The sequence below is a fragment of the Saccharopolyspora sp. MMCC62 genome, from assembly GCF_057736575.1.
Window position 1 is genome coordinate 1 of sequence record NZ_JBYKCM010000014.1, and the last position, 14,550, is coordinate 14,550.

Sequence of the window (14,550 nt, forward strand, 5' to 3'; positions counted from 1 at the left end):
CCCCCCGCGCGCGGCGCGGCGGGCCGCGCGGGGGACGGGCGCCGGCCGCGGCCGGCCGCCCGGGCGCGGGGGCCCCCCCCCCCCCCCCCCCGGCGCGGGATTGCCTGCCGGGCCGCGCCGGGGCCCAACCCCCCCCCCGCGGGGGGGGGGCGCCCACGGCGTTCCAGGTTGACGGTGGAGTGGAGTGGGGTACTGTGGCGCTCGGTGGGGCAGACGGGGGCTCCGCCCGGCTCCGGGGAGTGCGGGGTGGTCGGCAGCGCCGGTCTCCCGGCGGGACGGGAGTCGTCGGACCGGAGCGGTCCGGGAGGGGGAGGTGGACCGGGATGTTCCTCGGCACCCACAACCCCAAGCTCGACGACAAAGGGCGTCTGACGCTGCCGGCGAAGTACCGGGACGCACTGGCAGGGGGGCTGATGGTCACCAAAGGACAGGACCACTGCCTGTACGTCTTCCCGCGCGCCGAGTTCGAGCAGATGGCCCGCAAGGTCGCCGAGGCCCCGCTGACCAACGAGTCCGTCCGCGCCTACCAGCGGTACCTGTTCGCGGGCACCGATGAGCAGCGCCCGGACGGGCAGGGCCGGATCCCGATCACCGCCGAGCTGCGCCGCTACGCGGGCCTGGAGAAGGACTGCGTGGTCATCGGCGCGATCAACCGGCTGGAGATCTGGAACTCCGCGAGCTGGCAGAACTACCTCGACGCGCACGAGGAGAGCTACGCGCAGGCCCGGGAGGAGGTCCTGCCCGGGATCTTCTAGCCATCCCGGTGGCGTGAGGCCTCGGTCCGCTCACGTGTCCTGGTGCACCTTCCCCGGCGCCAGAACATCCGGAGCGGACTGGGACCTGGGGCCACCGGGCGCGGTGGATCTCGACGGACGGGCATCGTCCACAATGGACAACTATGGCCGTCGTGCTCCGGGAGCGCGGCGGTGGTGATCGGGCCGGTGCGCGCACCGGCCCGGCTCGTACCGGCCGGGAGCCGGGACGGGTGGCACGACCCGCCGGGGAGGGCGGGAGGACCAGGCCGGGGGCGAACCCGCGGCCGGGACGAAGGGTTGCGGTGACCGTGAACGGTTCGCGGGAGGGAGGGACCGCCGTGGCGGCGAACGACGTGCCGGGGGACACCGGCGGGGGTTCCGCCCGCGACAGGCACGTGCCGGTCGCGCTGGACCGGACGCTGGAGCTGCTGGCGCCCGCGCTGGACCGCGGCCCGGCGGTCGTGGTCGACGCGACGCTCGGCATGGGTGGCCACGCCGAGGCGCTGCTGCGCGCGCACCCCGAACTCACCCTGGTCGGGCTGGACCGGGACCCGCAGGCGCTGCGGCTCGCGGGGGAGCGGCTCGCCGCCTACCGGAACCGGCTGCACCTGGTGCACGCCGTCTACGACGAGTGGGCCGAGGTGCTCGACGACCTCGGGCTGCCCGCGGTGGACGGGGCGCTGTTCGACCTCGGCGTGTCCTCGCTGCAGCTCGACGAAGCCGACCGCGGCTTCGCCTACGCGCAGGACGCGCCGCTGGACATGCGGATGGACCCGGGCGCCGAGCGCACCGCCGCCGACGTGCTCAACACCTACCCGCCCGGCGAACTGGCGCGCATCCTGCGCCAGTACGGCGAGGAGCGGTTCGCCTCGAAGATCGCCGGGGCGATCGCGCGGGAACGGGCGAAGGAACCCTTCGTCGACAGCGACCGCCTGGTCCAGCTGCTCTACGACACCGTCCCCGCGGCCAGCCGCCGCACCGGCGGGCACCCGGCCAAGCGCACCTTCCAAGCGCTGCGGATCGAGGTCAACGCCGAGCTGGACGTGCTCGGCCGGGCGCTGCCCGCCGCGCTCGACTCGCTCGCCGTCGGCGGGCGGATCGTGGTGCTCGCCTACCACTCGCTGGAGGACCGGATCGTCAAGCGCGGCCTGGGCGAGCGCGCCACTTCGCGCACCCCGGTCGACCTGCCGGTGGAACTGCCCGGGCACGGCCCCGAACTGCGGCTGCTCACCCGCGGCGCCGAACTCGCCGGTGAACAGGAACGAGCGGACAACCCGCGGGCCGCCTCGGTGCGGCTGCGCGCCGCCGAACGGATCAAGGAGTCGGCATGACGGCACCCGCACGCGCCAAGACGGCTGCATCGCGCACCGGCTCCGCCGCGAAGAAGAAGGACCCGGCGAAGCGGAAGGCGCAGTCGACGACCGCCAAGTCGACGACGGCCAAGTCGACCACCGCGAAGACGCCGCAGACCAAGACGCAGAAGAAGACCCCGCGCGGCCGGTCCGCCGCCGCCGAGCGCGCCTACGCGCGCCGCGAAGAACGCCGGGACCGCACCACGCGGGAACCCGCCGAGCGCAGGCCCCGCCGCCAGCGCCAAGCCGCCGAGCAGCGCCAGCCGCGGCAGTGGCGGCTCGCCGCGGTGCGCCCGCGCGCCCGGCAGCTGCAGGCGAAGGTCGCGACCTCCCGCGTCCCGCTCGTCGTCGCCGTGATGGCGGTGCTCGGTGTCGGGCTGGTGGCGACGCTGTCGCTGTCGATCGCCGCCGTCGGCGGCTCCTACCGGTTGCAGCAGGTCGAGCAGGACGTCACCGCGCTCAACGAGCACCGGGAGCAGCTGCTCCGCGAGGTCAGCAACATCGACTCGACGCCCGCGCTGCAGCGCAAGGCCACCGAGCTCGGCATGGTGCCACCACCCGGGCCGCCCGCCCACCTGGTGGTGAGCCCGGACGGCTCGATCAACGTGGTCGGTGAACCGCAGCAGGCCAGCGGCCCGCCCGCCCCGCCCGCACCGCAGCCGCCCGCACCGCAGCCACCCGCGCCCGCGGACGCACCGGAGCCGCCCGCGGCGCCGAACCCGTCCGTCGAGCAGGGCGCGCCGCAGCCGGACCCGGCGCAGCGGCAGGCCGCGGCCGTCCCGGCGGTGGAGGGCGACTGATGGTCCGCAGGGGGACGCGGGCCGCGAAGGGAAAGCGGACCGCGCGCACCGACGTGGCCGGCAGCGGCAGGCGGTTGCGCATCGGCCGGTTGTTACTGGTGCTGGCGCTGGTGCTCACCGGCACCAAACTGATCCTGGTGCAGGGCTTCGACGCGCAGCAGCTGTCCGCGGCCGCGGCCCGGCAGCGCACCACCAGCGACTCGATCCCCGCCGAGCGCGGCTCGTTCACCGACCGCAGCGGGAACGTGCTCGCGTTCAGCAGCGAAGCCCGCCAGCTGTACGCGACACCGCGGCGGCTCGCTGAAGAGCAGGACAAGGCGCACGCCGAAGACCCGAGCGAACCCACCGCCGACCAGTACAAGCGGGAGATCGCCCGGTACATCACCCAGACCCTCGGCCCCCGGGTCCACGAGCAGGACGTGCTCGCCGCGCTGTTCGCCGACACCACCTACACGACCATCGGGCCGCTGATCGAGCCCGCGCTCGCCCGGAAGATCACCGAGAAGTACTCGCAGATCGGCCAGGAGTACCGCGCCACCCGCGAATACCCGGCCGGGGAGAACGGCGCGAACGTGCTCGGCGGCGCCCGGTGGAGCCAGGACGCGCGCAAGATCGAAGGCAGGCTCGGGCTGGAGAGCTCGCTGGACAAGCTGCTCGCCGGGACCGACGGCAAGAAGGTCTCCGACACGGCGATGGGCAGCGACCTGGTCATCCCCGGCACCGAACGGGAGCTGGAACCGGCCATCCCCGGATCCGACGTGGAACTCACGCTGGACTCCGACCTGCAGTACATGGTGCAGAACAAGCTGTCCGACTACGCGACCAAGACCGGGGCGCGCAGCGCCAGCGCCGCCGTGCTCGACGCGCACACCGGCGAGGTGTACGCGCTGGCCAACGACAAGTCCTTCGACCCGAACGCGCCCGCGTGGGGACCCGACGGACTCGGCAACCCGGCGGTGACCAACCCGTTCGAACCCGGCTCGGTGAACAAGGTGATCACCGCGGCCGGGGCCATCGAGGACGGGCTGGTGCGCCCGGAGACCGTGCTGCAGGTGCCCGGCAAGATCAAGGTCGCGGACCGGACCGTCGGCGACGCGTGGGCGCACGGCACCATCCCGCTCACCTTCACCGGCGTGCTCGGCAAGTCCTCCAACGTCGGCACCCTGATGACCGCGCAACGGCTCGGGGAGGACCGGTTCAACGACCTGGTGCACAAGTTCGGGCTCGGCGAGACCACCGGCATCGGACTGCCCGGGGAGAGCGCCGGGTTCGTGCCCGCCCGCGAGGACTGGTCCGGCAGCACCTTCGCGAACCTGCCCATCGGGCAGGGCCTGTCGATGACCGTGCTGCAGATGGCCGGGATGTACCAGGCGATCGCCAACGACGGCGTGCGGATGCCGCCCCGCGTGATCGCCGCGGAGACCGGGCCGGACGGCGTGCGGGTGCCGCGGCCGCGGCCGGAAGGCGTGCGGGTCGTCAGCCCGGAGACCGCGACCACGGTGCGGGACATGATGCGCGCCGTCGTGCAGGACGCGCCGCAGCAGCAGGGCACCGGCAAGGCGGCCGCGCTGGACGGCTACCAGATCTCCGGCAAGACCGGCACCGCGCAGCAGATCGATCCGGACTGCAAGTGCTACAGCAACGACACCTACTGGATCACCTTCACCGGCATCGTCCCCTCGGACAACCCGCGGTTCGTGGTGGCGCTGATGCTGGACGCGCCGGGCGGCGGGGCCTCCGCGGCACCGCTGTTCCACGACGTCGCCGCCTACCTGACGCAGCGGTACAAGATCCCGCTGTCGTCCGGGCCTGCCCCGGTGCAGACCCTGCAGGTGCGGTGACGGCCGCGGCCTGACCGGCGGTCAATCCGCCCGGATGTGCGCGGTCTGCACGAACTGCCGCCCGCCGCGCGACGCCCTGCTGACCAGGGTGCCGCGGCCCGGCGGCAGGCTCGTCACGGCCGCCGTGCCGATCAGCTCGCCCTCGCGTTCGTCGGCGCTCAGCAGCAGACCAGGGGCTCCGCCCGCGCGCAGCGCCGTGAGCAGCGGGTCCTGGTCCTCGCCCGCCCCGGCCGCAGCGCGCGTGAGCACCAGGTGCAGGCCCAGCTCGGCGGACTGCGCGACGAACTCGGCCAGCGGTGCCAACGGGTTCTCCCCGGCAGCGCACAGCAGCTCGTAGTCGTCGACCACCACGAACAGCTCCGGACCCGTCCACCAGGACCGGTTGCGCAGCTGCTCCCGGGGGAGGTCCGGGCCGGGCCGCCGCGTGCGCAACGTGACCACCAGCTCCCGCACCACCGCGCGCACCTGGTCGAGGTTGACCGCGTGCTCCTTCGAGTGCTCGGTGCGCAGGAACCCGAGCAGCGAGCGCCGCAGGTCCACCAGCACCACCGCGGCCTCCTGCGGTGAGTAGCGGGTGGTGATGCCGCGCAGCACTGTCCGCAGCAGCGAGGTCCGGCCGGACTGGGGCTCGCCGAAGGCGTAGAAGTGCGGGTCGGCCCGGAAGTCCAGGTAGACGGGGTCCATGCCGTGCTCGTTCACCCCGATCGGCACCATCGACGGACGCGGCTGCTCCTCCGGTGCGGGCAACCGGTCGTACGGCAGCATCGTCGGCAGCAGCCGCACCCGCGGGGCCCGCATGCCGGGCCAGGTGTCGCGCAACCGGGCGCGCAGCGCGGCGACCGCGGCCGCGGAACCGTCGCCCACCGGGTGCGGCAGCGCGGTGAACATGTGCCGCTTCGTCGGGTGCAGCCCGCGCCCCGGGAGGTCCTGCGGGACTCGGGCGGCGGCCTCCGGGGAGATCTCGGATTCCGCCGGATCGGCCAGCCGCAGCTCCAGCCGCGTGCCCAGCAGCTTCTTGAGCGCCGGGCGGATCTCCGGCCAGCGGTGCGCGGTGACCACCACGTGCAGCCCGAACTCCCGGCCCTGGGAGGCGAGGTCGACCACGTCCCGGTCCACGCCGTCGAACTCGCGCTGCAGCGCGGTCCACCCGTCGATGATCAGGAACACGTCGCCGTATCGGTCGTCGTCCGGGTTCTCGCCGCGCCGCCGCCGATCGCGGTAGCCGGCCATCGAATCGATGCCGCGCTCGATGAACCGGGCCTCCCGCCACGCCAGCAGGGTGCGCAGCTCCGCGATCGTGCCGCGCAGCACGTCCGGCTCGTGCCGCCCCGACACGGCGCCCACGTGCGGCAGCTTCCGCAGGTCGTGCAGCTCGCCACCGCCCAGGTCGATGCAGTAGAACTGCACCTCCCGCGGGGTGTGGGTCAGGGCGAGCGACAGCAGCAGGGTGCGGACGGCGACGGACTTCCCGGAACCCGCCTCGCCGACGATCCCGACGTGCCCGGAGCCGCCGGAGAGGTCGACCTGCGCGGGGCGCTGCTGGTGCTCGAACGGCAGGTCCGCCATGCCGATCGACGCGCACAGCCGCGGTTCGTCGGCCCGCGTCGCCGGTGGTGGCAGCAGCTGCTCCAGCGCGGGTGGTTCCCGCAGCGGCGGTGTCAGGATCCGCCGGGCCGTCGGGCCGGTGCCGCGCATCCGCCGCACCGCGAATTCCAGCTCGGTCGGGGAGTCCGGGCCGCGGTCGCCGTGCTTCCGCTCCGACGCGCAGGCCGGGCGGAAGCGCACGGTCCCGCCGGGATGGTGCAGGTCGCCGCTGCGGGGCGGGTCCGCGGTTTCCGGAGCGCCGGTCGGCCGTCCGGCGGAGCCGTGGAGCTCGACGCGGTAGGTCGGCTCGCCGCCGATCAGGTCCGCGTCCGGGTCGCGAGCCGCCAGCAGCAGTTGCACCTGCAGCGACCGCCCGACCTTCCCGATGGTCCGGAGCAGCTCGAGCAGCTCGGGGGACCGGCGCGCCAGCTCGTCGGCCCCGTCGATCACCACGAGCAGCATCGGCATCGGCGGCAGGTCCTGGTCGACCCCGGAGTCCTGCTCCACCCGCAGGCCCCGGTACTCCCACACGGTCCGCGTGCGCACCTTGTCGAGGCTGGTCTGCCGGTGCTGGATCTCCCCGGCCAGCGCCTCGCACAACCGGTCCAGCTGTTCCGGGTCCTCGATCGCGGCGGGGACCAGGGCCGCGACGTGCGGCGCGTCCCGGAAGGAGCCGAACGCGGCGCCGCCCGCGTGCTCGACGAGCACCACGGTGAGCTCTTCGGGGGAGTGCGTGGCCAGCAGCGACAGCACCGCGGTCCGCAGGAGCTCGGACTTGCCGGCGCCCGCCGCGCCGAGGCACAGCCCGTGCGGTCCCATGCCGCCGTGGGCGGCCTCCTTCAGGTCGAGGACCGCGACCGCGCCGTCGTCCTCGTCGCAGCCGAAGCCGATCGTCGCCCGGTAGCGCTCCGCCACCGGGCCCGGCTGCCAAGCCACGGCGGGATCGAACTCGGTGACGTCCCGGCCGGTCAGCAGCGGGAACAGGGCGGTGGTCGGCGCCGGGGCCGGAGCCAGAGCCGGAGTCGAAACCGAAGCCTGATCCGAAGCCGAAGCCGAAGCCGAAGCCGAAGCCGAAGCCGAAGCCGAAACCTGATCCGAAACCGAAGCCAGGGCCGGAGTCGAAGCCGGTGCGGGCGCCGGCGCCGGTGGGTCGGGTTCCGCCGGTGCGCCGGCGGCGTCGACCGGCGCGGGGCTCAGCTCGGTGATGGCACCTTCGGCTTCGTCGGACCACGGCTGGGCGACCTGGAACTTCCGGTCCTCGTGCAGCGCCCAGCCGGTGGCCGGCAGCTGCGCCGACAGCTCCGGGTTCCTCGATTCCGCCGGGTCCGCCAAGGGCAGTTCGATCCGCCCCCGTATCAGGTCCAGCAGCTCGGCGGGCAGCTCGGACCAGCGGCGGGCGGTGACCAGGACGTGCACGCCGAACTTCGGGCCGTCGTCGGCGATCCGCACCACCGCGTCCGCCAGGCCCGGCACCCGCTCGGCGAACCACGCCCAGCCGTCGATGATCAGGAACGTCTCGGAGTGGTCGCCGTCCGGCAGCAGGTCCGGTCGTTCCCGGCGCAGCCTGCGGTACTTCTCGATGGTGCCGATGCCGGTCGGGAACAGGTCGCGCCGCTCTTCGATGAGCGCCGCGACCTGGCCCAGCAGCTCCGCCACGGCCTCGGGGGTGTGGCCCGCCGAGGACACCTGGGGGAGCGCGCCGAGCGCGCCGCCGCCGTCCAGGCACTTGAACTGGAGCTGGTCGGCGCCGAACGTGGCGGTCAACCCGATGATCAAGGTGTGCAGCAGCGTCGACTTGCCGGACCGGATGTGGCCCACCACCGCGACGTGCTCGCTGGTCCGGAACACGTCCAGGTCGACTATCCGGCCGGGGCCGCGGTTCGTCTCGTCGGTGCGCCCGATCGGCACCGGCATCGTCGGCGGGGCGTCGTCCGCGCGTTCGGCGAGGAGTTCGGTGATCCGCAGCGGCGCACGGGCGGGCTGCCGGGACGGCGCGCCGCGGACCCGGGAGAACGGCATGTCCCCGTACTGGGTCCCGCCGCGGCCGGGCGTCTGCTTGCCGTACTTGGTCACCTCGTCGCTCACGAACTTGTACAGCTCGTTGAACGTCAGCTTCCCGTCGCCGTCCAGGTCGGGGGTGCCGGACCGCATCGCCTCGATGATCGCCGCGGTGAACCGGGTGCCGGGCCGGGATCCCTCGTCGGAGGTGATCCGGCGCTCGTAGGCGTACTCGATCGCGTTGGTGGCGGTCATCGTGAACAGCCCGGATCCGAGCAGCTCGGTCACGTTCACCGGTTCGCCCGCCCGGTGCGCCGAACCGTTGTTGAACACGCCGCTGTAGCAGCAGTCCAGCAGGATCGCCGCCGACCCGGCCTGCGATTCCGTGGCGATCCGGTGCACCACCTCCGCGGGCACCGCCGTCGAGTACGGCAGTCGCACGTCGGTGTCGGTGGCGGCGAAGAACAGCTGGTTGTCGTCGTTCTTGATGCCGTGCCCGGCGATGTACAGCAGCACCAGGTCGGTGTCGTCCCGGTCCTGGAAGAGGGTTTCGACGCGCCGTTCGATCTCCGCCTTCGTCCCGTTGATCACGATGTGCGCGGTGTCGTAGTGGCCGAGCTCGCGGTCGGCGAGCAGCGTCCGGAGTTCGTCCGCCTCCTCCACGGTGTGCAGGTCGCGCAAGCCCGGCCCGAAGTACCTCGAGGTCGCCACCAGCAGGGCGTATCTGCCCACCGCGCATCACCCGCCGTTCTCGTCGTGCAGCCGGCCCAGCACCGCTTCGAGCTCCGCCTCCGCGGCGTCGGCCTCGATGCGGTGCAGCACGTCGTCGCACCGCAGCGTGATCGCGCGGTTCCGGCCGAAGTCGACCCAGCCGGTGAGCACGGCGGAGACCGCGGCGACCGAACTCGTCGTCAGCGCCCCGCCGAGGACGAGCTCGGCGAGCAGCGCCCCGCCGCCGCGCCCGTCCGGCGGGGGTTCTTCGCGGGGGCGGTGCACCGATAGGCCGCGCACCCGGCGCAGGTTGTCGTGCAGCGCGCGGGTGGCGCGGTCGAGCCGTTCGGGAGTCGAGTCCGGGGCTTCCAGGGCGAGACGGATTTCAGGCATGCGATCTCCGCTCCAGCGCTGCGGTGATCACACCGGTATAGCAGTCGCCCACCGCGGGGCGCGGGATTTTCGGGGGATGCGCGTTCCCGGACGTGCACGGGCCGCTCGCGCCACGGCTCGTGCACGTCCGGACGGCTCAGGCCGGGGATGCGCGGGCCGCAGGACCCGGTTGGATCGTCGAGAACCGAAGGCGACGGCACCCGCTGCGTCGCCGCTCCGGCGGTGCTCAGGCCGCAGCCATCCCCCGCCCGAGTCGTTCTTCCACCGATCCGCCGAAATCCGCGGAATCACCGACCTGGCAGTAGGAACGCTAATCGACGGCCGCCGGTGCGCACCACGATCCGGCGGAAGTTGCACGAGACGGACCAGTGCCCGCCAGCGAACGGCCCCGGCCGCAAGTAGGTGCTCGGGCATGTGAAGAGGATTCGCTTTTTCTGCGCGGCACGATCGACGCCGCGCGGAACGCTTCGCGGTCCGCCGCGCCCGCCCCGGTGCAGGTCAGGGAGCCTGATCGCCGGTTCGCGCGCGCCGCCGGGCCGAATCGCACCGCACCGGGGCGGGACCCGGGAGAAACCCGTGCGGGATGCGCGCCGCCGCTTCTCCGCAATTCCCCCGCGCCATTCGGGCGGCAATTCCGCGCGAATGGCGGGCCGCCCGCCGCGGACCCCGATCCGGGGCACCGGACACCACCCGGCCGCGCGGTACGGGGCGGCTCACCGACGCGCACGCGCCCGAGGCGTTCTACTGGACGCCGGGCCGGTGCGGCGGCGTGCTCCGAACGGCCCAGTCCCGAAACGCGGTGTGTGCAGAGGTGACCATGAGCATGACCCGTCAGGTGGTACCGGTAGCCTTGCGCGACGTGCCTTCCGCGCTCGCGACAGCCCCGCCTCGACCTGCTCTCGTCGAGCCGGTGCAGATCCACCAGCTCGCCGAGACGATCGGTGCGCGGGTCATCGACATCCCTGGTCACGCCCCTGGTGAAGGGGTGGTGACCGGAGCGACGCTGCGAGCTCAGCACGTGCGCGCCGGCGATCTGTTCGCCGCGCTGCCCGGAACCCGGGTGCACGGAGCCGACTTCGCCGCCGACGCCCTCACCGCGGGCGCCACCGCGGTGCTCACCGACCAGGCGGGCGTGGACCGCGCCGCGCTGCTCGACCACCCGCGGGTGCGGGCCGGCGAGGTGGCGCTGCTGGTGCACGAGGACCCGCGCGGCGTGCTCGGCTCCGCGGCCGCCCGCATCTACGGCGATCCGTCCCAGAAGCTCACCATCCTCGGGGTCACCGGCACGTCCGGGAAGACCACCACCAGCTACCTGCTGGAGTCCGCGCTGCGCGCCGCCGGGCACACCACCGGGCTGGTCGGCACCGTCGAGACCCGCATCGCCGGAGAACGCCTCGACAGCGCCTTCACCACGCCCGAAGCACCCGACCTGCAGGCGCTGCTGGCCGTCATGGTCGAGCAGGGCGTCACGCACGTGCCGATGGAGGTCTCCAGCCACGCCCTCGCGCTGGGCCGCGTCGGCGGCACCCGGTTCGCCGTCGGCGCGTTCACCAACCTCTCGCAGGACCACCTGGACTTCCACCGCGACCTGGAGGACTACTTCCAGGCGAAGGCACTGCTGTTCGACGGCCGCTCCGAGCGCGAAGTGGTGTGCGTGGACGGCGAGTGGGGGCGGCGGCTCGTCACCGCCGACACCATCACCGCGTCCACCACCGGCGACGCGAGCTGGACCGCGGGCGACGTCGAGACCTTCCCGACCGGCGAGCAGCGCTTCCGCGCGCACGGCCCGGACCGGACGCTCGACGTGCGGCTGCGGCTGCCGGGACCGTTCAACATCGCCAACGCGCTGCTGGCCGCCGGCGTGCTCACCGCCGCCGGCATCCCCGCCGACGCCATCGAACGCGGACTGGCCGAAGTGGACGTGCCCGGCCGGATGGAGCGGGTCGCCCTCGGGCAGGACTTCACCGCCGTGGTGGACTACTCGCACAAGCCCGGCGCCGTCGCCGCGGTGCTCGACGCGGCCCGCGCCCAGGTGCTCAACGGGGGCGGCCGGGTGCTCGTCGTGCTCGGCTGCGGCGGGGACCGGGACGTGGCGAAGCGGCCGCTGATGGGCGAGGCGGCAGCGCGCCGCTCCGACCTGCTGGTGGTGACCGACGACAACCCGCGCAGCGAGAGCGCCGCCGACATCCGCGCCGCCATGCTCGCCGGGGCGCTGGAGGTCCCCGAAGCCGAACGCGGCGAGGTGATCGAAGCGGGCGATCGGCGCGAAGCCATCGCCGAAGCGGTGCACCGGGCCCGCGCGGGCGACGTCGTCGTCATCGCGGGCAAGGGGCACGAGACCGGCCAAGAGGTCGCCGGGGTCGTGCACCCGTTCTCCGACCGGGACGAGGTGGCCGCCGCGCTGCGGCGCAGGCTCGACACCGGCAGCGCCCGGCTCGGGGATGGCAGTGGGGGAACGCAGAACACGGGGGAACCCACGCCCCCGGCCGGTGGCCGGGGCGGCAACGAGGAGGCAAGGTGATCCGGCTCAGCCTGGCTGACATCGCGGAAGCGGTCGGCGGCAGGCTCCACCACGCGGACGGCACCGAGGTCGTGACCGGCTCCGTCGAGTTCGACTCGCGGAAGATCGGACCGGGCGGCCTGTTCGTCGCGGTCCCCGGTGAACGCGTCGACGGGCACGACTTCGCCGCCCGCGCCATCGCGGACGGAGCCGCCGGCGTTCTCGCCGCGCGCGAAGTGTCCACCGCCGACGACCCGATCCCGACCGTGGTCGTCCCGGAGCTGTCCGAGCACCACCCCAGCCGGGCCATGGCCCTCGCCGGGGACACCGACGGCAGCGGCGCCGCCGTGCTCGCCGCCCTCGCGCGGCTGGCCCGCGCCGTGGTGGACGGGCTGCCCGAGCTCACCGTCATCGGGGTCACCGGCTCGTCCGGCAAGACCTCGACGAAGGACCTCATCGCGCAGGTCCTCGAACCGGCGGGACCGACCGTGGCACCGCCCGGCTCGTTCAACAACGAGCTCGGGCACCCCTGGACCGCGCTGCGCGCCGACGAGTACACCCGGCACCTCGTGCTGGAGCTCTCCGCCCGCGGCCGCGGCCACATCGCCGCGCTCTGCGAGGTCGCCCCGCCGCGGATCGGCGCCGTGCTCAACGTCGGCAGCGCCCACCTCGGCGAGTTCGGCTCGCAGGAGGCCGTCGCGCAGACCAAGGGCGAACTCGTCGAAGCGCTGCCCGCCGCGGCCGACGGCGGGGTCGCCGTGCTCAACGCCGACGACCCGCTGGTCGCCGCGATGGCCGAGCGCACCACGGCCCGCGTCGTCCGCGTCGGGCAGAGCCCGGCCGCCGACGTGCGCGCCGAGGACATCGAGCTCGACGAGCAGGCGCGCGCCGAGTTCACCCTCCGCACCGCCACCGGTTCCGCGCGGGTGCGGCTGCCGCTGCACGGCGAGCACCACATCGGCAACGCGCTCACCGCCGCCGCCATCGCCATGGAGCTCGGCGCGAGCGTCGAGGAGGCCGCCGCGCGGCTCGGCTCGGTGCGGCGCGTCTCCGCGCGGCGCATGGAGGTCACCGAGACCTCCGGCGGCGTCACCGTCATCAACGACGCCTACAACGCCAACCCCGAATCGGTGCGCGCGGCGCTCAAGACGCTCGCCTCGATGACCAGGGGGAAGCCGGGCCGCGCCTGGGCGGTGCTCGGAGTCATGGGCGAACTCGGCGATGCCGAGGTCGCCGCGCACGACGAGATCGGGCGGCTCGCCGTCCGGCTCAACATCGACCGCCTCGTGGTGGTCGGTGACCAGGCACGGGCGATGCACCAGGGTGCCTCGCTGGAAGGGTCATGGGGAGAGGAGTCGGTTCTGGTGCCGGATGTCGATGCCGCCGTCGCGCTGCTGCGCGACGAGCTGCGTCCCGGTGACGTCGTGCTCGCCAAGGCGTCCAAGGTCGCCGCGCTGTGGCGCGTCGCCGAACAGCTGACCGAGCAGGTCACCGATCGATCCGCCACCGAACGAGCCGGGGGTCAAGCGTGAAGAGCATCCTCGTCGCCGCCGCGGTGGCGCTGGTCATCTCCATCCTGTTCACCCCGTACCTGATACGGATCTTCTCCAAGCAGGGCTTCGGCCAGGAGATCCGCGAAGAGGTGCAGAAGTCCCACGCCGCCAAGCGCGGCACGCCCACCATGGGCGGGATGGCGATCCTCGTCGCCATGTGGGCCGGCTACCTGATCACCCACCTCACGGTCGCCGAAGAGGGCCCCACGGTCTCCGGGCTGCTGGTGCTGGGGCTGACCACCGCGCTGGGCATCGTCGGCTTCCTCGACGACTTCATCAAGATCCGCAAGCAGCGCAACCTCGGCCTGAACAAGACCGCGAAGCTCGTCGGCCAGCTCGTCGCCGCCGTGCTGTTCGCGATCCTCGCGATGCGGTTCCCCGACGACAACGGCATCACCCCGGCCTCCGAGCACCTGTCGTTCATCCGCGACATCAGCATCGTGTCGTTCGGCGCCATCGGGTTCGTGATCTTCGCGTACGTGGCGATCAGCGGCTGGTCCAACGCGGTCAACTTCACCGACGGCATGGACGGCCTCGCGGGCGGTACCGCGGCGATGGTGCTGGCCACCTACGTGCTGATCTCGTTCTGGCAGCTGCGCTACGACTGCACCGGCGGGGGCGGCTCCGGGCCCGCCTGCTACACGGTGCGCGACCCGCTGGACATCGCGATCGTCGCGGCGGCCGCCATGTCGGCGTGCATCGGGTTCCTGTGGTGGAACGCGGCACCTGCGAAGATCTTCATGGGTGACACCGGTTCGCTCGCGCTCGGCGGCCTCGTCGCCGGGCTGAGCATGGTCACCCGCACCGAACTGCTGATGATCATCATCGGTGGGCTGTTCGTGGTGGAGGCCCTCTCCGTCGTGCTGCAGATCGTCGTGTTCCGCAGCACCCGGCGCAGGCTCTTCCGGATGGCACCGTTCCACCACCACTTCGAACTCGCCGGGTGGGCGGAAACCACGGTGATCATCAGATTCTGGGTGCTGGCCGGGATCAGCTGCCTGTTCGGCGTCGGACTGTTCTACGCGGACTGGCTCAGCCTCTACGGCGGCTGACGAACCCGGCG

Annotated in this window: 9 protein-coding genes; 7 read left to right on the forward strand and 2 right to left on the reverse strand. The window is 73.3% G+C overall.

The features are described from left to right. Nucleotides 1–323 precede the first annotated feature (323 nt). The 4 genes from mraZ to AC29IT_RS25965 all read left to right on the forward strand — a co-directional run bounded on the left by mraZ (nucleotide 324) and on the right by AC29IT_RS25965 (nucleotide 4,748). The gene (gene mraZ / locus AC29IT_RS25950; protein ID WP_488220412.1) at nucleotides 324–755 is read left to right on the forward strand and encodes a division/cell wall cluster transcriptional repressor MraZ; all 432 of its coding nucleotides are present in this window, start codon (nucleotides 324–326) and stop codon (nucleotides 753–755) included. A 338-nt stretch (nucleotides 756–1,093) separates the two neighbouring features. Further along, nucleotides 1,094–2,086, forward strand: coding sequence for a 16S rRNA (cytosine(1402)-N(4))-methyltransferase RsmH (rsmH, locus tag AC29IT_RS25955; RefSeq protein WP_488220413.1), 993 nt, complete (start codon nucleotides 1,094–1,096; stop codon nucleotides 2,084–2,086). Further along, nucleotides 2,083–2,907 carry a cell division protein FtsL gene (ftsL, locus tag AC29IT_RS25960; RefSeq protein WP_488220414.1) on the forward strand — a complete coding sequence of 275 codons (825 nt, stop codon included), beginning with the start codon at nucleotides 2,083–2,085 and terminating at the stop codon, nucleotides 2,905–2,907. The genes rsmH and ftsL overlap by 4 nt, the downstream gene beginning before the upstream one ends. Further along, a complete protein-coding gene (locus tag AC29IT_RS25965; protein WP_488220415.1) occupies nucleotides 2,907–4,748 on the forward strand; it encodes a peptidoglycan D,D-transpeptidase FtsI family protein in 1,842 nt (613 codons plus the stop codon). The genes ftsL and AC29IT_RS25965 overlap by 1 nt, the downstream gene beginning before the upstream one ends. A 21-nt stretch (nucleotides 4,749–4,769) precedes the next feature. Here AC29IT_RS25965 and eccCb read toward each other — a convergent pair whose 3' ends face one another. Together eccCb and AC29IT_RS25975 are read right to left on the reverse strand one after the other, a co-directional pair. Then, nucleotides 4,770–9,062: a type VII secretion protein EccCb gene (gene eccCb / locus AC29IT_RS25970; protein WP_488220416.1), complete on the reverse strand. Its 4,293-nt coding sequence runs from the start codon at nucleotides 9,060–9,062 to the stop codon at nucleotides 4,770–4,772. 6 nt (nucleotides 9,063–9,068) lie between these two features. Further along, complete coding sequence (locus AC29IT_RS25975) at nucleotides 9,069–9,434, reverse strand: hypothetical protein (protein ID WP_358435983.1); 366 nt, start codon at nucleotides 9,432–9,434, stop codon at nucleotides 9,069–9,071. 910 nt (nucleotides 9,435–10,344) lie between these two features. On the opposite strand from AC29IT_RS25975, the gene AC29IT_RS25980 reads away from it, so the two are divergent. From AC29IT_RS25980 to mraY, 3 genes are read left to right on the forward strand one after another with little or no spacing between them, the layout of a single operon-like run. Next, the gene (locus AC29IT_RS25980; protein WP_358435986.1) at nucleotides 10,345–11,955 is read left to right on the forward strand and encodes a UDP-N-acetylmuramoyl-L-alanyl-D-glutamate--2,6-diaminopimelate ligase; all 1,611 of its coding nucleotides are present in this window, start codon (nucleotides 10,345–10,347) and stop codon (nucleotides 11,953–11,955) included. Beyond that, nucleotides 11,952–13,466 carry a UDP-N-acetylmuramoyl-tripeptide--D-alanyl-D-alanine ligase gene (locus AC29IT_RS25985; protein ID WP_488220417.1) on the forward strand — a complete coding sequence of 505 codons (1,515 nt, stop codon included), beginning with the start codon at nucleotides 11,952–11,954 and terminating at the stop codon, nucleotides 13,464–13,466. Before AC29IT_RS25980 ends, AC29IT_RS25985 begins: the two co-directional genes overlap by 4 nt. Continuing rightward, complete coding sequence (gene mraY / locus AC29IT_RS25990; protein WP_224959306.1) at nucleotides 13,463–14,539, forward strand: phospho-N-acetylmuramoyl-pentapeptide-transferase; 1,077 nt, start codon at nucleotides 13,463–13,465, stop codon at nucleotides 14,537–14,539. The genes AC29IT_RS25985 and mraY overlap by 4 nt, the downstream gene beginning before the upstream one ends. Nucleotides 14,540–14,550 lie beyond the last annotated feature (11 nt).